Genomic DNA, 23,137 nt, shown 5'->3' on the forward strand with positions numbered 1-23,137 from the left:
GGAGTCACCTCGTAAGGAAAGTCTCAAATTACTTAAGAGTAATTTTAGCACCTGCTTCTTCGAGAGCCTTCTTAGCTTCTTCAGCTGCGTCTTTGTCAAGAGCTTCAGCGATAACCACTGGAGCGCTTTCAACGAGCTTCTTAGCTTCAGCAAGACCAAGACCGGATGCAACGCCACGTACTGCCTTAATAACAGCAATCTTGTTACCACCAGCTTCAGTGAGCTCTACGTCAAAGTCAGTTTTCTCTTCAGCAGCTTCGCCACCAGCAGCAGGGCCAGCAACAGCAACAGCAGCAGCAGCGGATACGCCCCATGCTTCTTCGAGATTCTTAACGAGTTCAGCAGCTTCAATTACTGTAAGCTTACCGAGTTCTTCTGCGATTTTTTCTAAATCAGCCATTTTTATATATTTTCTATTTGTTAGGTTTCGTCGCGCCCTGAGCATCAGGGGCATTTCAGTCTCCAGACCGGAGGTCCGACGAGGAACCAAGGTTGGTTATCAAGCAGCGCAAGTTACCCTACGCCGCTATCAGTTCAGATTGTTTATTCAGCAGATACTTCTTCTGCTGGAGCGGATGCACCTTCGCCACCGTCTGCTTTAACTTTTTCGTTAAGCACACGCGCGATCTGTGTACCTGGCTCGTTGATAACTCCGAGGAGTTGAGCGAGGAGTACTTCGCGGGATGGAAGACTTGCAAGAGTAGTGAGCTTAGCAACGTCGAGCGCTTCACCGTCGAGGATACCTGCCTTGAACACGTCCTTCTTGTCCGCGTCTTTAGCAAATGCCTTAACAGCACCAGCTGCTGCACACACGTCGTTCTCACCAGTAATGAATGCTGTCTGACCCTTAAGCTCAGAACCGATATCTGGAAGACCTGCTTTGTTAAGAGCAGCGCGCATGTATGTATTTTTAGCAACGTGACACTCAGCACCAGATTCGCGAAGCTTATCACGAAGTCCAGCAAACTGAGGAACAGTTGTGCCTGTGTAGTCAACTACGATAACGAACGGAGAGCTGTTCACACGCTCATAAAGTTCGTCGATGATGAAAGATTTATTAGGATTCATAATAGATGGTTCCTTTCGTTAAATTATGCAGTAGCTGCGGTGTACACTGAAGAGTCGAGCTTCACGCCTGGGTTCATTGAAGATGCTACGGTAGCAGCCTTGATGTAGTTACCCTTAGCGGATGCTGGCTTCGCCTTAACGATGCTATCAACGAGCGCCTGAGCGTTCTCAACAAGCTTAGCTTCATCGAATGAACCTTTACCGATCGCAGCAGAAACGTTACCGTTCTTGTCGATCTTGTAGTCAATACGACCAGCTTTCACTGCGTCAATCGCCTTAGCTGTATCGTCAGTTACTGTACCTGTCTTCGGGTTAGGCATAAGACCACGCGGTCCGAGAACACGTGCAATCTTACGAACTTCAGCCATTGCATCCGGTGTTGCGATAGCTACGTCGAAGTCAGTAAAACCACCTTGAACTTCTTTGATAAGATCAGCCATACCCACTTTGTCAGCGCCAGCTGCCTCAGCTGCTTTTGCTGCATCACCAGTTGCGAACACAACTACGCGTACTTTCTTACCAGTACCGTGTGGAAGAGCTACAGAACCACGAACCATTTGATCGCTCTTACGCGGATCAACTCCGAGAGCGAAAGAAAGAGTGACTGTGGAGTCAAATTTAGGAGCTGGGAACTTCTTGAGAATATTCACAGCTTCGTCGAGGCCGTATGTCTTGGTGCGATCCACCAATTCTGCGGCTTTATTGTAACGATTACTACGTTTTGCCATTGTTTTATCTTAGTTTGCAGTGCAAATGAGCCTTCTGACTCTCCTGCGTTAATTTCGCCTTTACACATTAGATGCAAAGGCGGGAAAGGGGACTCGCAGAAGGAGCCCCCTTTGTCAAGCACTTGCTGTGCTAAATTTGTATTTTTAGTGAGAAATCACTCAGAGCAACTTAGTAACCCTCAACAGTGATACCCATCTGACGAGCTGTACCAGCAATAATATTCGCTGCTGCTTCTGGGTCGTTAGCATTAAGATCTGGCATCTTCTGCTCAACAACTGACATAAGCTGCTCTTTTGTAAGGTGTGCTACTTTCTTCTTGTTTGGCTCACCTGAACCAGAAGCGATACCTGCTGCCTTCTTGATAAGAACTGCTGCTGGTGGCTGCTTGGTAATGAATTCGAAAGAAGCATCCTTGTAAACTGTGATTACTACTGGAAGAAGATCACCCGCTTGCTTTTGTGTAGCAGCGTTGAAATCCTTACAGAAAGCCATGATATTTACACCTGCTTGACCGAGTGCAGGACCCACTGGTGGGGATGGATTTGCTTGTCCAGCTTGAATCTGGAGCTTGAGAACTTGTTTAATTTCCTTAGCCATAATTTGCTATAGGGTTAGTAGTTAGTGATTAGTTGCGATATATGCGGCAGAAAGGGTCCTCCCCTACTCTGCAAATGCAGGACTTACTCGCCTTGTTCGACCTGCCAAAATTCAAGCTCAACCGGAGTAGAGCGACCAAAGATAGTTACAGCCACGCGGAGCTTACCACGTTCTGCATCGATTTCCTCCACCACGCCGTTCTGGCTCTGGAATGGACCATCATTAACGAGAACCGTATCACCAACCTCGAATGCAACTGCTGGACGCACACTTTCTTCGCGCTCCTTAATTTGCCCGAGCATTGCCTCAACTTCACGTTGACGCATTGGGATGGGACGCACCTTCGTACCAGCGAAACCAATGACCCCCTCCATCTCTTTGATGAAGTACCATGTATCCTCAACAAGGCCGCCGTCTTCAGTAAGAAGATCCATATTGATGAGAATGTAGCCAGGGTAGAACTTACGTTTTCTCTCTGTTTTTTTACCCTTTTTAACCTCGGAGACAACCTCTGTAGGCATAAGCACCTCAAAGATTTTGTCGCCCATTTCTTCAGCCTCCACCTGGCGCAAGATACGCTTCTGCACGCGCATCTCCTGACCGGAAAGAACGTGAACTACATACCATTGTTGTTTTGCTGGTGGAATTGTTGGCATCTGAATAGGTGGATAAATTTGAAAATTGCGGGAGCTTGCATGAAGCAGGAGCACCCTAAAAATGTGGATTAGCTAGCAACCTTACCAATAATAAAGGACAAGGCCTCAGACAGAAGCAAATCAGAAACAGCTACAAAGCCAGCGAGAAGAACAATCGCGATCATTACGACCACCGTGGAGTCCACGAGCTCCTTGTACTTCTTCAGACCTTTAGCCTTTGGATCAGAATCCCAAGGCCATGTTGCCTTGCGAAGTTCTGCTTTCACCTCTTCGATGAAGTTTCTGATTTTATCAAACATGCTAGTCGTCTAAGTTTTTTTTGAGAATTTCAAAGGTGGCAGGGGCACAGAGACTCGAACTCTGAACCAACGGTTTTGGAGACCGCTACTCTACCAATTGAGCTACACCCCTATAACCTTTGAGAAATTTTAATAATTTTGAGCGGATAAGAAGTGCTCTCAAGCCCTCTCGAGAGCACTTCTGTAAATCCAGCTTTCGAGCTTAACACCCGAAACCCAGCGCGTCAAAATTAGTCAAGGATGTCTGCTACGCGGCCTGCGCCAACTGTACGACCACCTTCACGGATAGCGAAACGCATGCGCTTCTCCATCGCGATTTTTGTGATAAGTTCAACTTCCATTTGAACATTGTCACCAGGCATAACCATTTCAACACCCTCAGGGAGTTTGATTGCACCAGTTACGTCTGTGGTACGGAAGTAGAACTGTGGACGGTAGTTAGAGAAGAATGGTGTGTGACGACCACCTTCATCCTTAGAAAGGACATACACTTCGCCAGTAAACTTAGCGTGTGGAGTAACGGAACCAGGCTTAACAACAACCTGACCACGCTCTACGTCATCTTTCTTAAGACCACGAACGAGAAGACCTACGTTCTCACCTGCACGACCTTCGTCGAGAAGCTTACGGAACATTTCGATATCAGTGATAGTAGTTGTGATTGTATCCTTGATACCAACGATCTCAACATCTTCCATCTTCTTGATGATACCACGCTCAACACGACCTGTAAGAACTGTACCACGTCCAGAGATGGAGAATACGTCTTCAACAGGCATAAGGAATGGCTGATCCACTGGGCGCTCTGGCTCAGGAATGTAGGAATCAACTGCATCCATAAGCTTACGGATGTTTGCTCTGTGAGTTTCATCACCCTCGAGAGCTTTAAGCGCAGAACCCATAACAACAGGAATGTCGTCACCTGGGAATTCGTACGCGGAAAGTAGTTCACGGATTTCCATTTCAACGAGCTCGAGAAGCTCTTCGTCATCAACCTGATCAACCTTGTTAAGGAACACTACGATCGCTGGAACACCAACCTGACGAGCAAGAAGGATGTGCTCACGAGTCTGTGGCATTGGACCATCTGCTGCAGAACAAACGAGGATAGCGCCGTCCATCTGAGCAGCACCAGTAATCATGTTCTTAACGTAGTCAGCGTGACCTGGGCAGTCAACGTGTGCGTAGTGACGAGTCTCTGTTTCGTACTCAACGTGAGCTGTGGAGATAGTGATACCACGCTCGCGCTCTTCTGGAGCACCATCGATTTCGTCGTAAGCCTTAGCTTCAGCACCACCTGCTTCAGCAAGTGTATTTGTGATAGCTGCGGTGAGAGTAGTTTTGCCGTGGTCAACGTGGCCGATTGTACCGACGTTCACGTGTGGCTTGTTTCTTTCGAATGCTTCTTTAGCCATAATTTTAGATTAGTTTTGCGCTTTTGATTTGGGTCTTGCTGGATGCAAGAAATGGAATCCACAATGGAGCTCTTGAGCAGATTTGAACTGCCGACCTCGTCCTTACCAAGGACGCGCTCTACCACTGAGCTACAAGAGCAAGATTGCCGATGTAATTTACCTCACTGAGCTGCTAGAGCCAGTAAGGCGGGGCGCAAACTAGCAACTGCCGACCATCTGTCAAAAAAAAATTGCCTTTAACCTGACTTTTTTCTCCAGCCAAAAACACCCAGCCATTCATATGCTCACATAACTCACTGGAGAACCCCCCACTTATTCAACCAGAAAGCTTCCACCACAAAATTCATTTTTTATAACTACAAGTAAAAGAAAATGTAGCATAACTCCCGCTGTCTTCACCTTTCATCCAATTTCAACGTCATTTCTGCCGCTTTTGAGCAAACTCATGAAGAATCTTCTCCTAAGAAAAACTCCACAGAATCATTGACCTCCTCAATTCCTCTAGCAGACTCCCAGCTATGGCTTCTAAGCGTCTTTTCTTACTCGATGGCATGGCATTGGTTTATCGCGCACACTTCGCGCTCATCCGTAACCCAATCTATAATAGTAAAGGTATGAATACCTCCGCTGTCTTCGGGTTCATGAACACTTTGCTCGACATCTTGGATAATCACCAACCCACTCACATCGGCGTCGCATTCGATACCAAGGAGCCAACACCTCGCCATAAAATCTTTCCTGAGTACAAAGCACAGCGCGAAGCCATGCCTGAAGACCTCGCCAAGGCCATTCCTGAAGTGAAGCGTTTACTCAAAGCCTTCCACATCCCGGTGATCGAACTAGATGGCTTCGAAGCCGACGACATCATCGGCACCCTCGCCCACCAAGCTGATGCCGATGGCTCCTACCACACCTACATGGTCACACCCGATAAAGACTACGCCCAGCTCGTCTCCACCACCACCACCATGTGGAAACCTGGCCGCAAAGGCTCAGAAGTCGAACTCCTCGACGTCCCAGCCATCTTAGAAAAATGGGAAATCGAAGACCCGAAACAAGTCATCGACATCCTAGCCCTCTGGGGTGACGCCTCCGATAACATCCCAGGCGTCCCTGGTGTCGGCGAAAAAACAGCCAAAAAACTCATCAAACAATTTGGCTCGGTCGAAAAGCTCCTCGAGTCCACCGATCAACTCAAGGGCAAACAAAAGGAAAATGTAGAAAACAACAAAGAACAGGCTCTTCTCTCGAAGACACTCACCACCATCATTCTCGATGTGCCCGTCGAAACGACCTTTGACGATCTCATCCTCGACCAACGCGATGACGAGGCAGTGAAATCACTCTTCACCGAACTCGAATTCAATGCTCTCGGCAAACGTCTCTACGGAAACGATTTCCAATCGGGCCGCGGCCACAGCACCGTCGAGGTCGCGGAACAACCCGAACTCCTCCACGCCGAGCTCAAAACATTTTCCGACTTCAAAACCAATTACACCCAAATCAAAACCTCGGCTGCCTTGGGGAAATTCGCCACCCAGCTCGAGCAACAAGACCTTTGGTGCTTCGACCTTGAAACCACCGCTCTCAACCCACGCACAGCCGAACTCCTAGGCATTGCCATTTCCTGGAAAGCGCGTGAGGCATTCTTCATCACTCCATCTGCTGAGCTCCCCCTCGCAGAAATCCTCGAAACACTCCGTCCAGCCTTTCTTTCCAAAGCCACGAAGATCGGCCACAATCTCAAGTTTGATCTCTCCGTCATGCTCGCTCAGGGCCTCGAAGTCGCGCCCCCCTTCTTCGACACCATGCTTGCCCACGCGCTGGTCGACCCAGAGCAACGCCACAACATGGACTACCTAGCGGAGGCCCTCCTCGGCTATACTCCCATCAAACTCAGTGAAGTCGCCGAAAAATTTGAACAAAAACAAGACGCAGCCGACGACCTCTTTTCCTTTGCCGAGAAAAAGAAGACTAAGAAAAAGGACTATATCGACATGTCCAGCATTCCAGCCGAAGCGCTCACGAACTACGCCTGCGAGGACGCCGACATAACCTTCCAACTTGCAGAAATCCTCGCCAGCCAGCTCGATGACACTGGCCAATCCGAAGTCTTTTACGAAGTAGAGTCCCCGCTGCTTCCCGTCCTCGTTCGTATCGAAAACGAAGGAATCTCTGTCGATAAAGATGGCCTCGGAGTCATCGGCGAAACACTCGCAAAAAAATTAGAGTCGCTCACCGCATCAATCTACCAGCAAGCCGGCAAAGAATTTAACCTCAACTCTCCCAAACAGCTTGGTGAGATCCTCTTTAGCGAAATGCAACTCGTCGAAAAACCGAAAAAAACCAAAACCGGCCAATTCAAAACCGACGAATCCACCCTCTCCTCACTCGCTCCAAAACACAAAATCGTTGCCGAGATCCTCGAATACCGCGAGGCCAGCAAGCTGAAATCGACTTACGTCGATGCCCTACCAGAACACATTTGTCCTAGCGATGGGCGCATCCACACCCATCTCCACCAGCTGATGACTGCCACCGGCCGTCTCGCCTCCTCAGACCCCAACCTCCAAAATATCCCCATCCGCAGCGAGGCTGGCCGCGAAATCCGCAAAGCCTTCGTCCCGCGCTCAGCCGACTTCACCCTCCTCGCCTGCGATTACTCCCAGGTAGAACTCCGCGTCATGGCCGCCATTTCCGGCGACCAGGCAATGATCGAAGCCTTTCAGCAAGACCTCGACATCCACAGCGCAACAGCAGCTAAAGTCTACGGCGTTGGCATCGATGAAGTCACACGTGAAATGCGAGCCACCGCAAAAATGGTCAACTTCGGCATCATCTACGGCATCTCCGCCTTCGGCCTTTCCCAACGTCTCGGCATTCCACGCGCTGAAGCCGCCAATATTATCGAAACCTATTTCGAACAATACCCAGCCATCAAGGAGTTCATGGATAACACCACCGAACAGGCTGAAAAAGACGGCTACGTCACCACCATTTCTGGCCGCAAACGTAACCTACGCGACATCAACTCGCGCAATGCTTCCGTCCGTAATAACGCAGCCCGCGCCGCCATCAACACCCCTATCCAAGGATCCGCCGCCGACATGATCAAACTCGCCATGGTAAAAGTCGACAATCTCCTGCGCGCTGGCAACTACCGCTCGAAAATGATACTACAAGTCCACGATGAACTGATCTTCGACCTCGCCCTCAACGAACAAGAAGAACTCGTTCCAAAAATCCTCGAAGCCATGCAATCCGCTCTCCCTCTTCCCCACAACGTCCCCGCCAAAACCGACGCCGGCACCGGCAACAACTGGCTCGAAGCACACTAGTCCCACGTTAAAAATAGCATTTTTCAAGCGCATTGAAGCTCCGGTCTGTGGCTGGAGCTTTTTTGCGGAAAGATTGTACTGAGGATTTTGAGCAAAAAAGTGGCGAACCACTTGAGCAGAAGGCGCATATTGTGGCCTGCGCCACACAGAACTGCATTGATCTTATCTCCATCCTTGCCGTGGAGGTAATTGCGTCCTAGGTGACCGTCGGCTTTCATGTGTCCGATGACTGGTTCGACCGCGGAGCGTCGCCGAAGCTCTCTTTTGATCTCGGGGGTCACGCCACGGATTTGTCCGCTGCGAAAAACTGCGCGCTTGTCTGGGTAGTCGTGACCGACATAGCCTTTATCCACGTAGATGCGTTCGGGTTTGATGCCGCTGATGGCTCGGGTTGCCTGAATGACCCGATTAAGGGTATGGCCGTCGTAAGGCCGGCCTTCGATGGCTTCGCTGTGCAGGACGAACAGCCCACCTGCAGAGCGTTCCATCGGTGTGATCACCGAAACTTTGATGCCAAATTCGTAGGGTTTGTGCGCCTTGCCTTTGGCGATGCATTCAACCTCCGGGGCGTGCCAGCTGTAGATCTTCACCTTGTCGCGCGGCTTCTGCGTGCGGATGAGGAAGGCTTTGTAAAATGGTAGGCGAAAGGTCTCTTCAAGGCCCGCGTTGCCATTGATTTTGCGGGCGATGTCGCGCTCCACGCGGCCAAGACGTCCCTTGAGTTTTTTGAGAGTCTTACGCATGCGTTTGAACTGTTTGGCATGGGCGTAGCGACCAGCCATGATGGCGAGTCGCTTGGCCTCCTTCGCGTAAGATTGGCGCAGTTTGATGCCGTGGAGTTTTGCCATTTTGACAAGCTCTGTGAGTCCGCGCAAAGCGAGCTTGGCATCGGTGGGATGAGTGACGTTCTTGGGCTGGACGGTGGTGTCGACGATGACCTTGCTCAGGCTTTCAATGTCCAGGGCTCCTGTTTGATGCGCAACTCGTAGCAGTTCACTGATGAGGGTTTCGAGTTTCTTATCACCGATGCGTTTGCGCCAATGGGTCATGGAGCTGCGCTCGATCGGGAAGCGGTGCTGGAAATATTTTTCACCACAAAAGAGTTGGAAGTAGGGATTCTCTTTCCACTGTCGACAGACTTCTTCGTCGGAGAGAGCCTTGGCATGTTTGAGTAGATGCAGGCCAACCATGAGTCGGGTGGGAATGGCGGCGCGCCCCGTGGTCGAGTACAATTCGCAGAGTTGTCCGTCGATCCAGTCCCAGTCGATTTTCGCTGCTAAGACGACGAGCTCGTGGGACGGGTCAAGAATATCGATGAGCAGAGGTTGGAACAGGTGGGCGGTTTCAGGTTGATTGGAATGCTTTGGTGGGCGCATGCTGTTAGAAAAATCTACAAGGTTTACGCGCTGAGAAGGCGATTTCTTGTAGATCATTTAAAGAAAAAAGCGTGCTGGATAAGAGCACGCTTAGGATTGAATGATTTTAACGGGGGACACACTAGCGCACAAAAAAAATGCCACTGGGTCACTCACTCCAGTGGCACTCTATAAATGAAGCTTTGAAGATCGCTTATGCAGCAGCCTCCCTCTTTCTGCGGACGAGCAAACCACCTGCGCCAAGTGCGAGCATTGCAAGGCTAGATGGCTCCGGCACTGTTGTCCACTCTTCCTCAGCTAGACCACCTGCCACAATACCATCAGGCGCAGCCGTCCCGGCATCATCGAATACCACACGATTCAAACTCACTGAATGATTTGTTGTGGATACATTCTTCACTGTGACATCTAACCAAGCATTGGTCGTGGCACCACCGTTGATCCGCTCATCTGTAAATTGAATATCAATCAGACGATCAATAGAACCAGCGGCACTTGAATACAGCCAGCCCATAGAAATATCAAAGCCAGAAGGCTTAAGACCAAACCCTTTTGGAAGATCATAATTCGCTGCTAGTATAATAAAATCAGAACCTCCGCTGTGCCTATTAATATTCAAATTTGCAAAAACCATAGCAGTTGAAGTTGAACTAACAAATCCACGTTCCCACATATCATCCACTCCATCTCCTGTGACATCAGCATCCAAGGTGTCGCCCAAAGCATTGGAAACTTGATTTCCAGTGAGGGTGATTTGTACGTTAGCTGCCTGGCTGCTGCCTGCTGTCGCGACTAAAGCACCCGCGAGCCACGGAGCCTGACTCTTAATTTCAAATTTGCTAGTTTTCATTTAATAGGGTGAATTATTGTATTCACTTGGCGAATATCAAACGCTCATTTATATGTCGACCGAAAAAATGTTAGAATAGGACTTTTATCATATTTGATTTCTGGAGCGATGCAAGGATGGGTCAATCACAGCTCGTATGTCATCGATATCAGCTTCAAGGCCCAGAAAACTGAGTATCTGAGGTAAAATCTCATCAGGCGCATGTACCAGATCGTAATGCGGCACACTCATCGCATGGATACAATGCTTCGCACACCACTGCTTTGCATGATGAACCTGTTGGAGGTAAGCCTTTGAAAATTCGCCTCCCGCAGCTACTTTGCCCATGCGTTCAAGCATCGTAGATTGACTGTCCACAATTTCTTGTAGATCTCTCTCTATAAAGAGCACACGGTAGTGTAAAGGTCGAATAATCTTATCTGTGCCCTCATTTTTAGCGAATACCATCTTCAGTGGCAAAGAGCTCAGAAGAGGAGCGACCACCTTGATACACCGCCCTCTCGAATCTGCTACCCATGCCTTATTATTATCAGACATAAGAGATGTCACTTTATCATGCTCAAAATACCCCTTCTCATTCGACTCATCAGCACTGCGATTAGAGTCCGTAAAGATATCAAAGCCTATGGCCTCCAAGACTTGCATCATCAGGGAGGTTCCGGAGCGTGGAAGACCTGAAACCACGGTGATAATTTCTTCACTCGAAATACCATCCAAACTGGCTGGATGAGGGGCTAATGGACAGAGCATTTCTTCATGACTATGCACAGGTTGGATTTCTTGTTCTAATACTCGCTGCTTTTCCTCCCTGATTCGCTTTAATTCTTTGCGTGACTCTCTTACTTTATTCTTGAAAAACACTGCAGCCTCGGGATCGTGACGATACCATCGTGCGATTTCTCCCAGCATACGATAGGCTGCTGAAAAAAGAGGCGCTTGCCGCACACATTGCAAAAATGCCTTCTCTGCAGCCAGCCAATTTCCGAGGCGATAATTCGCTAAACCATGAATATAGTGCGCTTTTGGTTGAAAAAACAGCAGCTCCAAAGAAGCCCGAGCATGGGCGACCGCGCGAGTATGATTCTTCCTCGCTAATTCCGTCCGCGCCATACCTAACAATGGGGCTGGTGATTCTTCGTCCACTGCCAGCGCCTCCTCAAAAGCCAGCCTAGACTCATCCCAACGTCTTTGGCGCTGATAAACTTCACCCCTTAGGCATAACGCTCGTCGACGAGCTCCAAAATCACTGTCGAGCTGAGCCAATTTATAAAGAGCTCCCTCATAGTTCCCCTCGGAAAAGTCTACTTGAGCTTCTAGATAGCGAAGTGAGAACAGGTTCGGCCGAGATTTTGCAATAAGCTCTACTCTCTCACGCTTCCAAACATTTTTCTCTTTTTCGCTCATTTGCTCTAATTGCTCAGCCTCGAGCTTTTGTGTCTCGTCCTCATCCAATCGAAGGCCTTTAAGTTCCTCCAAGGCATCGCGAGCTTCCTTCAATCGCCTTTCAATCACCGTAGTTACCAACCCTCTGAGTTTATCTGTTTGATTGAGGTTCTGGTAGCACGCGGTAAGCTTGAAGCCAAAACGGTGTTCCATAGGCCATTTTTTATAGAGACGCTCGAGAATTGCCACCGCTTCGGTATAAAGTCCTCCATCGATGTATGCTTGCGCTAGATTATAATCGAGTTCTCGAACTGTTTTCTCCAATGCGACTGATTGATCCTCATCAGGTTCTTCGATATAGCCAAGTGCCACAAGTTGCTCGAGAGCCGCTTTAGAATCTGCAGCAGAAATTTGTTTATCAGACGGATGCATCCCATGATCCCCATCTACCGCATCCCAACTCGGCAGGCGCTCAATTTCCTGTGCAGGTTCCTCGAATATATCCAACAACACCTTACCATCCATATCCTCTCCTGCTGGCAAGCCAAACAGCTGAAGGAGAGTAGGACAAATATCGAGTAAGTTCGCCCCATAGACATTTCCTCCTTTCTTTAGACCAGGCCCTCGAGCCACAAAAATACCAAACTGCCGGTGCTCCGCCGCTGGACCTGCAGGCTCTCGCGGAATAGCGGATAGGCGCAAATCATCAGGATGGAATCCATGATCGGACATCAGCACCACGGTGGTATCTTCTCCAGCGAGATCCAACAATGACCCCAACATCATATCGTGATAGCGATAGCCAGCCTCAACACAATAGTTATACACACGATAGTCCCAGTCATCCACCTGCGGACGCTGAGGAGGATGGTACTTCATAAAAGCGTGACCAAAATGATCAATCGCATCATAGTACACACTGCAAAGGTCCCAGGATTCATTTTGCATCAACGCAGTAGCCGCAGAGTGAATGCTCGTGCAATCGGCGATAATTTTCATGAGCGAGTGAACGCGCCGATCTTTTGAAACCTTATCTAGCTCCTCCTGCGTCATTCCTTCTAATCCGGGTAAAAAGGGAAATAAGTCATCCTCATTCAACTCCGATAGGTGAAAACGTAAATCAGCTAAGCGTTCCTTTAAGCGCTCGGGATGAATAGTACCTGGTTTTAGCGGCCACTTCTTGCGATCGTTTCCATGGGCGGTTTGGTAATCGTTAGAAACCATTACTCCCCTACTTAGAGGTTCCGCAGGATTGGATGGCCACCACCCTACTGTGATCGTACTCTTCTCTTCTTGATTTAGAATATTCCAAATCGCCTTTGTCTTTCGCGACAAATTGGTCACCGGGCGAATCGAGTTGGTTACCGGGTCAGGCTCAGAAAACCCATAGACCCCATGCTTGTATGGGCGTTTCCCCGTCGCGACAGAGCTCCAGAGCATTGGGGAGAGAACTGGTTGAAGTGTAGCAAGATTCGCAGAAACACCCGCTTCTACCAGCTTTTTTAGGTGAGGCATTTTCCCTTGAGCAATCAAGGGCTTAATGACTTTCCAATCAGCTGCATCCCAACCTATGAGTAGTACTTTACGACCAGGGGTAGTGGCATTCTTCATACACTGGCTACTCTCATTCATTCCGATAATTGGTCAATCTCGTATATGGTATATCACTCTTTACTAACAGAAAGAAGATAGTTCGAAATGCATTGACTCGACATCGCAAGTCTTCTCTCAATACTTGTCTACCCCATCACTGGATGAACCCATTAACAACACGCCGCATGGAAACAAAACTCGACCAGCTACAACAGCGTATCGACTTCATCAAAGCGATCGATGCTCTTAAAGAAGTCCAGCGTAAGACCTGCCTCTTCTCAGAATCTCGATATGAGAATTCGGCAGAGCACTCATGGGCGGTGGCCACCTTCGCACTCACATTGGCTGACTACGCTCCGAGTGGGACAGAGATCAACCGCGTGATCCACATGCTCTTGCTCCACGACATCGTCGAAGTCGATGCAGGTGACACCCTCTGCTATGATGAGGAAGGGAGTAAAGACAAAGCTCAACGAGAACAAGCGGCAGCTGATCGCCTCTTTGGAATGCTACCCACAAAAACTGCCCAACATTTTCGTACCCTTTGGGACGAATTCGAAGCGGAAGAAACTGCAGAAGCAAAATTCGCCAACGCACTCGACCGCATGATCCCCGTCCTTCACAACCTCGATACTGGAGGGAAGGCATGGATAGAGAATTCTGTCACTTTCGACCAAGTCATTGCAAAAAACCAGAAGATTGGACGCTCCTCGCCAGCTCTCTGGAACTACCTCCTTCCGAGAATTCAGCGCGCGCATCAGGATGGCTGGCTTCTCTAGCACCCCACTTCAACCTCCACATGCTTCGATCACTACACGACATCTTTGAACAAAAATCCACTGAGACATAGCTCAGTGGATTCTATATTCCGAAATATCACTTATTTGGCCAATGGCGCATCATGACCAGAAACACTGCAGGAAATACAGCTACCTTCTCCATGCATAAATACAGGGCTTAGAGTGTAAACACCTCCAGCAGGACAGATAGGCTTTTCAGGAAATGGTTTCCCTTCGCCGACGATCATCTCCCAAGTTAAGGCGTCGCCATTCTCATACCCCTCAATGTTTTGAACCGCATCCACAGCCTTCTGGAACGACGCCATATTCACGGCACATGCAGCAGCATTCGCGTTATCCCTGTAGTAAGATGCTCCTGTAAAAAGAGTAGATACCCCCACCAACGTTGCCGCAGCAGTGAAAGAGTGGTTCTCCATCCCGACAATATTCAACGGTGAGTTCGTCACATGCAAGGTACCTTTCTCCTCAAAAGACACAGCATAGAGCGTTCCCGTCTGAGTAATGGCACTCGCTTGTAACTTCTGCAATAGCATCTCCAAGGCCGGACGCGTGTACTCAACCTCTTCGATTTGAGGTAAACCAAATCCCTGAATGAGACTCAGCGCAGTGCGTGAAAAGTTAGGAGAAACATAAACCATGTTAGAAAACTCCGCTGGCATACCTTCCTTCAACTTCACTACTTCAGGATCAGAGGAAAGATTGGGAGCCTTCCCTTGAGAGGCCTGAACACAGAGCGCAATGTACTCTTGGGTAGACGCCACAAACAGCTGCCCACTTGCCTGATGATATTCCAAACACGGCTTCCACCCCATCATCTCCTCAGGGAAAACCAATCGTACCACGTCACCATCCACTTCCACTTCAAGACCTTGCTCTTTAAGTAAGGGCTCAAAAATTTCCCAAACTGGCATCGCATTAGTGATCGAGATCAAGCACTGCGCTCCAAGCGGTAATCCCTGAAAGCCTTTGAAACCTTTCGGGGAAATATCTGCAATAAAAGTCAGACGGCTATTAATCTTCGTATAATTTTTCTGATACGCATCGGCTAGTGGATTTTGCTGCTGATCCTGAAGCTGCTTCAGCAAATCCCCTAAGCTCCCTAATGCTGCATACATCTTTTCTTCAGCATCTGGATCATAGCTTCCATTGAAATGCATTTCCGCCACGAGATCCGCACCCGCTGGCGCGAGCTGCATAGCCACAGATGGTTTCATCTCCCCATACGCCTTTGCGTAAGTGGAACGCTGCTCCGGAGTGTAGGTATAGCTACGATAGTGCACATAGCCATCTTGTTGGCTAGCACTGTTACCCACAGCCTCCACAGCTTCTAATGTCATCACATCCGTCAGCTGCTGCACATTCACACCTTTGTATTCGGTATACTTATCAAGATAAGCTGCAACCATCTCTAACAAATTTTTAACCATAGCTTGGGTAGCAGCCTTATCCTTATAGCTAAAACTCAAACCACCCATCTCCAACTTTGATGCCACAGCATCAAAATGAGGAGAAAGTTTTATGGGCGCCATTGCATTCTCAGCAGACGCTCCAATACTCAATGCTGCCGAAAGCAGCCCTAGACTTGGTAGCAAACGATACTTATTCATGAACTGGATGCAGCGAACAACAAACTTGCCTCACTAACCAGTTCAAATTCACTCCAGTTACTTCAAACCCTCAGCAGCCTTGAAGTAACTGGGCTGCCTCAACAATGCTTTCTCAAAAGACTCTTTTGCCTTTGCCTCATTTCCGGCATCAAGTTGAATGACCCCGAGCTTGTACTCCAAGGGGTAGAGGATATTAGGTGGTAGAAGCCTAGAACCAGCGGTCTGAGCATCAGCAGCGGCCTGATACCAGACATTGATCATGCCTTGCTGCTCCGTCACATCTCCCGTCAGAGACTTGTGTAGCACTCCCAGTGCCTGCAGCTCGCGAACATAATCACCAAACTCTGGGCTTTTACTCACTAGACCTTGCTTCCCTTTCACCTCGGTCAACAGCGCCGCCATCTTGGCGTGCCCACGCTTCGCCGCTTCATGCTTGCCATCCTTTGCTACGGTACGCGTGTCAATATAGAGTTTGTAGGCAGTGACGATCGCTTCAAACGGCATGAGATTATCTTGCTTCACCTTTCCAATCTCAGGTAAACGATCTGCGGCAAGCGCAAAGTCATCTTCTTCCAAAGCCATTTTCAAAGGTAATAACCCTGCGATCCATTTCGCTGTGAGCGCCCCAGTCGAATACTCCCGAGTGATCGGTGCACAAAAACGCGTCACAGCATCGATCTCCGCCAGAGCCGCCTCTTGTTCCCCCTCAGCATGCAGTACCGTCGCAAAAAACAACTGCGCCCTAAGCAAACCTTCACAATCTGCTGGCTGAATCTTATTCTCCACTCGCCAAATATCATACAACCGTACAGCTTCAGCGAATGCAGCTTCAGCGATTTCGAGTTCACCACTCCGCCAAGCCACATAACCTAAAAATGCCTGCCAACTCGGGACCTTTCCATCGCTAAGTTCAACCAGCCGTTTCGCTTTCGGCAACATGTATCCCTTAAAATCAACTGCCTGATACGGAGCTTCTGCCTGCGCCATTAATAAAAAGTTTAACACCATCGGCTCATTGGGGTACTCAGCGTAGAGTTCCTCGAGCTTTGCCACGGTTTCTCGCTGTTGTAAGCGTGGATTCCCTAGTGAGTTATATCCTCCTCGGGAAAGCAAAAGAGCAAATAACTGCGCTTGTAAATCGTTTGGGTAACTTTCCGCTAATTGGCGAAATGTCGCAGCTCCACGTTGCAAACCATTTGCCATCAATTCCGCAATTGCCACCGCGTACATCCTTTCGTTCTCCGGATAAACAAATTCCTCGCCCTCCTTATGCTCGGCCAGACTAAGCATCCGATTAAATGCTTTCGCGCGCTGCTCTTTGAATTCGTGCTCAGGGTTCGTAAGAGCTAAGACAATGCCACAATACGCCATCAAGCACTGCGGGTCAGCTTCGAGCGCTGTTGCAAAATGCCTATATGCCTCAAAATCCCAAGATGCATGAATCATCGCAAATCCTTGCCGCACATGCTCCTGAGCCTTTAAACTCGGCGAAAACACTAACAAGTTTGGCTCGCCCACTTCTAGCCGAATCGCCGGTTCCCCGAGCTCTTTCAAAGGCTCCGCGATCACGGTTTGATAATCGAAGCTCTTAACCTCTTCGGTCACAGTTTCTGTCACAGCCACCTCAGCTGTAGATAGTGCGCTTAAAGCGAAGCAAGATGCGATAACCCATTTCATATGGCGCGACTATCGAGCATTCGATTTCAGAATCAAGTAGTAAGACAGCTTCAATATTCATGCACGACTATGCTGGACAGAGAAAACGGCTCATCCTAGCATCCGGCCTATGAAATTAGGACTTATTGGATGCGGAAAAATGGGCCGAGCACTTCTCGAAGGTGCGCTAAAAGCAGGTATCGTAAAAGCAAGTGATGTCTACGTTTCATCTCGCACAGCCGAGACCCGTGAATCTCTCGCTAAGGAACTCGGAGTCCATGCTGTAGAATCAAATGTAGAACTCGCACAAAAATCTGATGCGGTTTACCTCTGTACCAAGCCAAACGTACTTCCGATCGTACTTCTCGAATTGGCAGAAACGCCAGAATGTCTCGACGGCACACTACTGATTTCCACAGCGGCAGGTCTCACGGTAGAGGCTCTCGAACAACCACTCCCTGACTCATCACGCGTGATCCGCTGTATGCCAAATACCCCTGCACTCATCGGCAAAGGTGCTGCAGCTTACACTTTAGGAAAAAATGCAGACACCGTAGATGCCGCCACAGCCTGTAAATTACTCGGTGCTGCAGGCTCAGTAATCGAGGTTCCTGAATACCTCATGAATGCTGTTACAGGTGTGTCTGGCAGTGGTCCAGCTTACGTCTACACCTTCATCGAAGCTCTTGCCGATGGCGGCGTACTCAAAGGTCTTCCTCGCGCACAAGCTCTGGAACTGGCTACGCAAACAGTACTAGGAGCCGCTTCTATGGTAGCCGAGACTGGCCTTCACCCTGCGATTTTACGCGACATGGTTACCTCTCCAGGCGGCACCACCATCACCGCAGTACAGTCCCTAGAAGACAATGGATTCCGCTCCACTACTATCGCTGCAGTGGAAGCAGCAGCTGAAAAAGCTGAAGAACTTGGCCGCAAATAATCAAACCTTGCTTTAGGATTCGCTTGACTTTGATTTAGTTCTGTCATGCGAATCCATTTGCAATTCCCGCACACTCAAACTAGAATCAATTCATGAGCACAACATTAGCATTTTTAGGTAGCTTCGGCGGACAAGAAATGATGATCGTTTTCTTGATCGTCCTTCTACTTTTTGGAGCTAAAAAACTCCCTCAACTCGCACGTGGCGTGGGCAAGAGCATGGGCGAATTTAAACGTGCTCGTGACGAGTTTGAACACGAGATTACCCGTGCTGAACACGAAGAGACAAGCAAGTCTCAAAGTGCTAAAAAAGAAGAGAAAGCATAGGCTCAATCTCAACGCGCCATTCTCATGCGCCAGATCAACAATTTCACCCCACAAGCTCTGCTTCGTGGGGTTTTCTTTTGCCTAGCTATCATCCTTCTTCCCTCCTGTGATAAGCCCCCCGAATCTCCAGACTGGCCTAGCCATTCTGAATCCACTGAACCTCAAGCTGCAACAGGACTCCCCACGCTACCACTTTCATCAGTAATAAATACTGACGTCGAAACGACTTTCATGGTCTACAACATCAAAAATTATCTGAGCCAGCCACGAGGAGAAACCATCCAATCTAAGCCCAAAGATGAAATAAAAGACCTCATCGACAACATCCTAGAAGTTCAACCAGACATCTTAGGAATATGCGAAATTGGCACCAATGCCGACCTTAAAGACCTCCAACAACGTCTCAAGAATCATGGCCTCCACTTGCCTCATTCCCACCTTATGGGTGGCGCCGATGCCTACCGCCGCCAAGCGATTTTATCTAAATTTCCTCTCAAAGCATACGATACCGCTAAAATCGAATTCACCTATAATTCGGCACGCCATATTATCTTACGTGGCATTCTCGATGTCAGCATCAATCTGCCAGGAGGTGAAACTAGATTTGTCGGAGCTCACCTAAAATCTAAACGAGAAAATAAATACTTCGATCAAGCACTCATTCGAAGAAATGAAGCACAACTCGTCCGCCAGCACGTCGACCTCATCCTCGAATCTACTCCGGATCTCATTGTCTACGGCGACTTCAATGATACGAAACAATCTCCCAGCGTACGCGCCATTGCAGGCGATCACGGTTCACTCAACTACTTATCCCCTCTAAATCTCACTGATTCCAATGGTCAAAAATGGACCCATTACTGGGGCTACCAAGATATTTATTCACGCTTCGACTACGCCTTCGTATCGCAATCCATGAAATCACGTATCGATATGAAACAGTCCTATATCCTTAACATTCCACAAGAAAATCAGGCTAGCGATCATCGCCCCTTAGTGATTACCATTTATTAGCTAGTAGCTTTCTATAATGTGTAGCAAAACGCCAGTGAATCACGGCCACTGTTACGCAACTGTTCACGACGCTCAGCAGGCAATGACTCAATCGCCATTTCCGAATAAGCTAGAGACTCAGTAAAAAATCGAGACGCTCGATTCGTTAGAGCAAACACACTCTCCATGCCGCGCGCACGTGCCTGGTCATGCATAAAATGAACCAAGTCAGCTCCATACCCCGTTCCCTCGTGACTTTGTTTCACGTATAAACAGGCGATCTCCCCTCGCTTTCCATGCGAGTACAAAGCCACGCAGCCTACGACATGACCGTCCACTTCCATGACAGCATAGTCGTCTAAGGAAGATGCGATCTGCTCATAGCTACGTGGGACTAAATGTGTCCGACGCACCGATCTCCCAATCATTGCCAAAAGTTCAGAAATGTCCTCCTCACGTAACAAACGAATATGCCGATACGTGCCAGAATACACCATCGTACCTACCCCTTCATTCGAAAATAATTCATCGAGCAGCACACCAGGCACTCGACTATCTAACAAGTGGACACGATCAATCCCAATCCGACACGCTTCTGCAGCTCTAGCGAGTAATTCACTTTCTTTCTCTGTGAGCTGAACTTCTAATTCCTCAATCTCTGAAATTCGAAGGAATTTAAGCTGCTCGCCATTTAGCTCCACTGGCTTAAATTCAGCTATCGCGATCATTTTTTTCGCGGATAAAGACTGCGCCAGTTTACTCAATTCATGATCAAGTAAGCCACCACTACGCCGACACAATGCAGCCTGACCACGCTCTAAAACTTCCTGAACAAAGTCCTCCTGCATATCCTCAATCACTGATGAAAGCTTAAGTTCATGATCCGTAGCCCAATCCACAAAATCCTCTAAACCTTCATTTGAAGCAACCACCAACAAACGCACACCAATAGACTGCAATGCTGTTAAATCCATTATCACCTCAGCCTTGCTAGCCTCTGACATGAGACTCCACTCTAGGTCCACTACGAAAAGCTTCCCTCTAAACTGAGGCACGTAGTGAAGAAGCCCACGCAAATCTGTCGATAGCTGATTCATCGCTGTTAGTGTATATGCATAGCTGCACGATGTGCCTCTTTAGGCACGAACGCCTTCCACTCTTCGCCACCAGTCTGTATCATTTTCTGAATGTCTCGCCCGGTATAATCGAGCAACGATACGTCTCCCGTTTTCACGGGACGAATCAACCGGTTCATAAATAAATGCTGATACAGATGTTGGAAATTCTCCTGCGTTTTGAAAGTGTTCGCAGTCACTAACTCACCATCCTTACGATTTTTCCATGGATAGACATAGAGTGAAACTTCATTCTTAAATAAGCGTCCAAAAGATTCCAAAATCCCTCCTTCGAGATTCTCTGACCATTTCTCTTTAAACAGCTCATTCAGCAAACCAATACTCAAAATAATCGCGATCGGCTCCCGTGTATACAAACTCAAATATGTCGCTATCCTATGAAACTCAGGGCAGTTAGAAATAAGTAATGTTTGGCCAAGAGCCTGTAGAGCATCCGCTCTATCCAGAAATTTAACGTGATCCACTTTACCATTTTCACCCCGCAACAAGTTATTAATCGATATCTCACAGAGGCTTATAAAACGGTTCTTCTGCGTGTCATTTAATTCACTACAAAAACTGTCCTTAGTTTGTGCCAGCATATCGAGATGCAAGTTCGTTACCGGGTCAAAGCTACCACGCAACAATGCTACTGATTTTTTATACAGCACTTCAGCTGGCTGAACGACCTCGCCATCAGGAGTAAACATTGCTGCCGCCGTCAAACCACTCTGCACGAGCTGTAATGAGCACAAGCGGTTATCCACAAATCGAAAGTCCTCGCCTAAAAACTTAAGCATATCTACTTCAACACGACCTTTTGAAACATTATCAACGAGTGATTCAACAAACCGCTCCAAGTTGTCTCGGTGATAGAATGAAGCATAAATCAAATTGAGCCCTACCACTCCAAGAGCCTCCATTTGATCCATATTTTCTTCATCTAACAAACGCACGTGACACAAAATATCACAAGGAGGACCACCCGGCTTAAGCTGTAAACGAACTCCCATCCAGCCGTGACACTCTTCTTTATCACGATAACCACGCGCTCTCACGGTGTTACAGAAACTAAAAAAAGTGGTTTGGTCATCTCTCTCGTCGGAAAGTCTCTCAATCAGTAAGTCATATTCATGGTCTAACATCTGCATCACGCGCTCGCGCGAAACATAACGTTTCGACTTACCATAAATCTCATCACTCATGGTCATATCGTACGCCGATATTGATTTTGCAACGGTTCCAGCAGTTGCTGAAGCTTTGAAAAACCAGTTCACTACCTCCTGCCCCGCACCAATCTCAGCAAATGTCCCATACTTGGAACGATCAAGATTAATTCTTAATGCCTTATTATAAGAGCTCAATACCTCTCTAGTTTTCATAACTCTCTTTTTTATAATCAACCACCCAACTATCAGACACTACCTCTTCGATCAAAAGCTGATTTTTGCCTACTGCATCTTCAGGATAACGTACCCTTAAGGTCATTTCTATTCCTATCTCAGACACCCCTACTGGGAGCAGCCGGCTATAAGCCACACTCCCTCTTCTTACGTATGCATAAAAACGGGTGTCAGAGTCATTCCGCATCAACTCGAAACTCTGATAGGTTTCAGAATCAAACCCATGATTATAGTATTCAGACCTTGAACGTACAGCACGTACAGTAATCGGCTCTTTAGGAAACACTTCTTTTATCTTATCCCAATCAACATCGCAATAAGCCACGAACGATTCCCAATCGAGGAGGAATTGATTCCCCCTTTGAAAAATCACGCTCAACCCATGCCAGCCATCTTCAGACACTGAAGAGCACAAGTAAACACCTTCCATGCTAGTTACTGGGAGCAGTTGGTTCACTGACTCAACCTCTTTAAAGTTTAATTCATGACTCTCATAATAATTCTCTAACTTTTCACGCAAGTCTGGCACTGGTCGCACGATAGATTCTAATTCAGCAATCGAGGAAGATTGCACTAGCTCATTCAAATAAGTTTTCACTCGAGCCTGTCTCTCCTCATCCGACATTTCACTCAAAACCTCTTCCTCTACCACTGGTGCACTAGCTTCGACTAGGCTAGTACCACCCGACACTGGTTGCTCTTTTGTCTGGAAAAGTAAACTTACCAATACTGAAAATAATATAACTCCCACTAAGCCTGCTGGAATTAACATATGCCATGGCAATCCTCGAGAATGCTCAGCTAAGTACTCAATGGGGACATCTTCTTCCCACTCTTCATCTACTTTCTTAACCGAGTCTGCTGCAGAGATCGCGACAGGTTTGGTTCTCAATGAAGATCCTAAAGGTACTATATCTTCATTTGCTGATGGCACTCTCAACCGTACAGAACAACACGGGCATGTTAAAGTAGCACCTAGTTGTTCCCTCGAAG

The 23,137-nt window shown here is 48.1% G+C and carries 20 protein-coding genes and 2 tRNA genes; 5 read left to right on the top strand and 17 right to left on the bottom strand.

What is annotated here, in order from left to right:
• Window positions 1-28: 28 nt before the first annotated feature.
• From rplL to ACFPK9_RS05390, 9 genes are all read right to left on the bottom strand, one after another.
• Window positions 29-400 carry a 50S ribosomal protein L7/L12 gene (gene rplL, locus ACFPK9_RS05350; protein ID WP_377093780.1) on the bottom strand — a complete coding sequence of 124 codons (372 nt, stop codon included), beginning with the start codon at window positions 398-400 and terminating at the stop codon, window positions 29-31.
• Window positions 401-543: 143 nt separating this feature from the next.
• Window positions 544-1,068: a 50S ribosomal protein L10 gene (gene rplJ, locus ACFPK9_RS05355; RefSeq protein ID WP_377093782.1), complete on the bottom strand. Its 525-nt coding sequence runs from the start codon at window positions 1,066-1,068 to the stop codon at window positions 544-546.
• Window positions 1,069-1,091: 23 nt separating this feature from the next.
• On the bottom strand, window positions 1,092-1,796 hold the full coding sequence (gene rplA, locus ACFPK9_RS05360) for a 50S ribosomal protein L1 (RefSeq protein WP_377093784.1): 705 nt from the start codon (window positions 1,794-1,796) through the stop codon (window positions 1,092-1,094).
• A 169-nt stretch (window positions 1,797-1,965) separates the two neighbouring features.
• A complete protein-coding gene (gene rplK, locus ACFPK9_RS05365; RefSeq protein ID WP_377093787.1) occupies window positions 1,966-2,394 on the bottom strand; it encodes a 50S ribosomal protein L11 in 429 nt (142 codons plus the stop codon).
• An 83-nt stretch (window positions 2,395-2,477) separates the two neighbouring features.
• Complete coding sequence (gene nusG, locus ACFPK9_RS05370) at window positions 2,478-3,050, bottom strand: transcription termination/antitermination protein NusG (protein WP_377093789.1); 573 nt, start codon at window positions 3,048-3,050, stop codon at window positions 2,478-2,480.
• A gap of 68 nt (window positions 3,051-3,118) precedes the next feature.
• Window positions 3,119-3,349: a preprotein translocase subunit SecE gene (locus tag ACFPK9_RS05375; RefSeq protein ID WP_377093791.1), complete on the bottom strand. Its 231-nt coding sequence runs from the start codon at window positions 3,347-3,349 to the stop codon at window positions 3,119-3,121.
• 36 nt (window positions 3,350-3,385) lie between these two features.
• A tRNA-Trp gene (locus ACFPK9_RS05380) sits at window positions 3,386-3,461 on the bottom strand.
• A gap of 118 nt (window positions 3,462-3,579) precedes the next feature.
• Window positions 3,580-4,764, bottom strand: coding sequence for an elongation factor Tu (gene tuf, locus ACFPK9_RS05385; RefSeq protein ID WP_377093793.1), 1,185 nt, complete (start codon window positions 4,762-4,764; stop codon window positions 3,580-3,582).
• 64 nt (window positions 4,765-4,828) lie between these two features.
• Window positions 4,829-4,903, bottom strand: a tRNA-Thr gene (locus ACFPK9_RS05390).
• 379 nt (window positions 4,904-5,282) lie between these two features.
• On the opposite strand from ACFPK9_RS05390, the gene polA reads away from it, so the two are divergent.
• The gene (gene polA, locus ACFPK9_RS05395) at window positions 5,283-8,102 is read left to right on the top strand and encodes a DNA polymerase I (protein ID WP_377093795.1); all 2,820 of its coding nucleotides are present in this window, start codon (window positions 5,283-5,285) and stop codon (window positions 8,100-8,102) included.
• A 23-nt stretch (window positions 8,103-8,125) separates the two neighbouring features.
• Here polA and ACFPK9_RS05400 read toward each other — a convergent pair whose 3' ends face one another.
• From ACFPK9_RS05400 to ACFPK9_RS05410, 3 genes are all read right to left on the bottom strand, one after another.
• Window positions 8,126-9,478 carry an IS5 family transposase gene (locus ACFPK9_RS05400; RefSeq protein WP_377096558.1) on the bottom strand — a complete coding sequence of 451 codons (1,353 nt, stop codon included), beginning with the start codon at window positions 9,476-9,478 and terminating at the stop codon, window positions 8,126-8,128.
• 193 nt (window positions 9,479-9,671) lie between these two features.
• Window positions 9,672-10,328 (bottom strand): PEP-CTERM sorting domain-containing protein, encoded by a 657-nt coding sequence (locus ACFPK9_RS05405; protein WP_377093796.1) that lies wholly within the window; start codon window positions 10,326-10,328, stop codon window positions 9,672-9,674.
• A gap of 87 nt (window positions 10,329-10,415) precedes the next feature.
• Window positions 10,416-13,322: an alkaline phosphatase family protein gene (locus ACFPK9_RS05410; RefSeq protein WP_377093798.1), complete on the bottom strand. Its 2,907-nt coding sequence runs from the start codon at window positions 13,320-13,322 to the stop codon at window positions 10,416-10,418.
• Between the two features lie 143 nt (window positions 13,323-13,465).
• Here ACFPK9_RS05410 and ACFPK9_RS05415 point away from each other — a divergent pair, with 143 nt between their 5' ends.
• Complete coding sequence (locus ACFPK9_RS05415; protein WP_377093801.1) at window positions 13,466-14,083, top strand: HD domain-containing protein; 618 nt, start codon at window positions 13,466-13,468, stop codon at window positions 14,081-14,083.
• A 101-nt stretch (window positions 14,084-14,184) separates the two neighbouring features.
• Here the strand turns inward: ACFPK9_RS05415 and ACFPK9_RS05420 are convergent, their stop codons facing one another.
• Window positions 14,185-15,711, bottom strand: a complete 1,527-nt coding sequence (locus tag ACFPK9_RS05420; RefSeq protein ID WP_377093803.1) for a hypothetical protein — start codon at window positions 15,709-15,711, stop codon at window positions 14,185-14,187.
• Window positions 15,712-15,768: 57 nt separating this feature from the next.
• Window positions 15,769-17,388, bottom strand: a complete 1,620-nt coding sequence (locus tag ACFPK9_RS05425; RefSeq protein WP_377093804.1) for a hypothetical protein — start codon at window positions 17,386-17,388, stop codon at window positions 15,769-15,771.
• 109 nt (window positions 17,389-17,497) lie between these two features.
• Here ACFPK9_RS05425 and proC point away from each other — a divergent pair, with 109 nt between their 5' ends.
• From proC to ACFPK9_RS05440, 3 genes are all read left to right on the top strand, one after another.
• Window positions 17,498-18,307, top strand: coding sequence for a pyrroline-5-carboxylate reductase (proC, locus tag ACFPK9_RS05430; protein ID WP_377093806.1), 810 nt, complete (start codon window positions 17,498-17,500; stop codon window positions 18,305-18,307).
• A 92-nt stretch (window positions 18,308-18,399) separates the two neighbouring features.
• Window positions 18,400-18,633: a Sec-independent protein translocase subunit TatA/TatB gene (locus ACFPK9_RS05435; RefSeq protein ID WP_377093808.1), complete on the top strand. Its 234-nt coding sequence runs from the start codon at window positions 18,400-18,402 to the stop codon at window positions 18,631-18,633.
• Window positions 18,634-18,657: 24 nt separating this feature from the next.
• Window positions 18,658-19,647, top strand: coding sequence for an endonuclease/exonuclease/phosphatase family protein (locus ACFPK9_RS05440; RefSeq protein ID WP_377093810.1), 990 nt, complete (start codon window positions 18,658-18,660; stop codon window positions 19,645-19,647).
• Window positions 19,648-19,658: 11 nt separating this feature from the next.
• Here ACFPK9_RS05440 and ACFPK9_RS05445 read toward each other — a convergent pair whose 3' ends face one another.
• The 3 genes from ACFPK9_RS05445 to ACFPK9_RS05455 are packed head-to-tail and all read right to left on the bottom strand — an operon-like array spanning window position 19,659 to window position 23,078.
• On the bottom strand, window positions 19,659-20,723 hold the full coding sequence (locus ACFPK9_RS05445) for a GNAT family N-acetyltransferase (protein ID WP_377093812.1): 1,065 nt from the start codon (window positions 20,721-20,723) through the stop codon (window positions 19,659-19,661).
• Between the two features lie 5 nt (window positions 20,724-20,728).
• Window positions 20,729-22,123, bottom strand: coding sequence for a TonB-dependent receptor (locus ACFPK9_RS05450; RefSeq protein WP_377093813.1), 1,395 nt, complete (start codon window positions 22,121-22,123; stop codon window positions 20,729-20,731).
• A complete protein-coding gene (locus tag ACFPK9_RS05455) occupies window positions 22,113-23,078 on the bottom strand; it encodes a hypothetical protein (RefSeq protein WP_377093814.1) in 966 nt (321 codons plus the stop codon). Before ACFPK9_RS05455 ends, ACFPK9_RS05450 begins: the two co-directional genes overlap by 11 nt.
• Window positions 23,079-23,137: the final 59 nt, after the last annotated feature.

This window comes from Rubritalea spongiae (genome assembly GCF_042652385.1).
In the GTDB taxonomy this organism is placed as follows: domain Bacteria; phylum Verrucomicrobiota; class Verrucomicrobiia; order Verrucomicrobiales; family Akkermansiaceae; genus Rubritalea; species Rubritalea spongiae.

Bases quoted from the DNA above. Each gene is read 5' to 3' on its own strand.
- rplL (WP_377093780.1), bottom strand. From the start codon at position 400: ATGGCTGATTTAGAAAAAATCGCAGAAGAACTCGGTAAGCTTACAGTA.
- rplJ (WP_377093782.1), bottom strand. From the start codon at position 1,068: ATGAATCCTAATAAATCTTTCATCATCGACGAACTTTATGAGCGTGTG.
- rplA (WP_377093784.1), bottom strand. From the start codon at position 1,796: ATGGCAAAACGTAGTAATCGTTACAATAAAGCCGCAGAATTGGTGGAT.
- rplK (WP_377093787.1), bottom strand. From the start codon at position 2,394: ATGGCTAAGGAAATTAAACAAGTTCTCAAGCTCCAGATTCAAGCTGGA.
- nusG (WP_377093789.1), bottom strand. From the start codon at position 3,050: ATGCCAACAATTCCACCAGCAAAACAACAATGGTATGTAGTTCACGTT.
- ACFPK9_RS05375 (WP_377093791.1), bottom strand. From the start codon at position 3,349: ATGTTTGATAAAATCAGAAACTTCATCGAAGAGGTGAAAGCAGAACTT.
- tuf (WP_377093793.1), bottom strand. From the start codon at position 4,764: ATGGCTAAAGAAGCATTCGAAAGAAACAAGCCACACGTGAACGTCGGT.
- polA (WP_377093795.1), top strand. From the start codon at position 5,283: ATGGCTTCTAAGCGTCTTTTCTTACTCGATGGCATGGCATTGGTTTAT.
- ACFPK9_RS05400 (WP_377096558.1), bottom strand. From the start codon at position 9,478: ATGCGCCCACCAAAGCATTCCAATCAACCTGAAACCGCCCACCTGTTC.
- ACFPK9_RS05405 (WP_377093796.1), bottom strand. From the start codon at position 10,328: ATGAAAACTAGCAAATTTGAAATTAAGAGTCAGGCTCCGTGGCTCGCG.
- ACFPK9_RS05410 (WP_377093798.1), bottom strand. From the start codon at position 13,322: ATGAAGAATGCCACTACCCCTGGTCGTAAAGTACTACTCATAGGTTGG.
- ACFPK9_RS05415 (WP_377093801.1), top strand. From the start codon at position 13,466: ATGAACCCATTAACAACACGCCGCATGGAAACAAAACTCGACCAGCTA.
- ACFPK9_RS05420 (WP_377093803.1), bottom strand. From the start codon at position 15,711: ATGAATAAGTATCGTTTGCTACCAAGTCTAGGGCTGCTTTCGGCAGCA.
- ACFPK9_RS05425 (WP_377093804.1), bottom strand. From the start codon at position 17,388: ATGAAATGGGTTATCGCATCTTGCTTCGCTTTAAGCGCACTATCTACA.
- proC (WP_377093806.1), top strand. From the start codon at position 17,498: ATGAAATTAGGACTTATTGGATGCGGAAAAATGGGCCGAGCACTTCTC.
- ACFPK9_RS05435 (WP_377093808.1), top strand. From the start codon at position 18,400: ATGAGCACAACATTAGCATTTTTAGGTAGCTTCGGCGGACAAGAAATG.
- ACFPK9_RS05440 (WP_377093810.1), top strand. From the start codon at position 18,658: ATGCGCCAGATCAACAATTTCACCCCACAAGCTCTGCTTCGTGGGGTT.
- ACFPK9_RS05445 (WP_377093812.1), bottom strand. From the start codon at position 20,723: ATGAATCAGCTATCGACAGATTTGCGTGGGCTTCTTCACTACGTGCCT.
- ACFPK9_RS05450 (WP_377093813.1), bottom strand. From the start codon at position 22,123: ATGAAAACTAGAGAGGTATTGAGCTCTTATAATAAGGCATTAAGAATT.